At 49.7% G+C, this 290-nt stretch carries 1 protein-coding gene; it reads left to right on the top strand.

Annotated features, from left to right (window positions below):
* Positions 1–290: phage tail fiber protein (locus OGV69_RS00635; protein WP_502873869.1), on the top strand; the 290-nt coding region annotated here is incomplete at both ends.

A 290-nucleotide genomic window follows, 5' to 3' on the forward strand; every position in this document is an offset into this window, starting at 1 on the left:
GTGCCGCAAAACGGTAACGGCCTGCCTCTGTTGTGGCTGGATTTCGAAATAGCGCCCGATGGCGATATTACAATCCGTACATATCATCGCACACACAGCAATGCGCCAGAATTTGCCCGGAACCTGATTGGTATTAAACATGATGATGGTTCATTTACCGAAACAGTTAAAGATGGCGAACCGGTAGATATTCCCGCTGGCCGCTGGATAGACCTGCGCGTTGAGATGCCCCATAACAGCCCATGGAATATCAAACAGCTTGAGGCACAGGAAGCCAGAGAAAAAGCTGA

Origin of the sequence: Citrobacter sp. Cc139 (assembly GCF_030334645.1) — a bacterium.
Lineage (GTDB): Bacteria > Pseudomonadota > Gammaproteobacteria > Enterobacterales > Enterobacteriaceae > Citrobacter > Citrobacter werkmanii.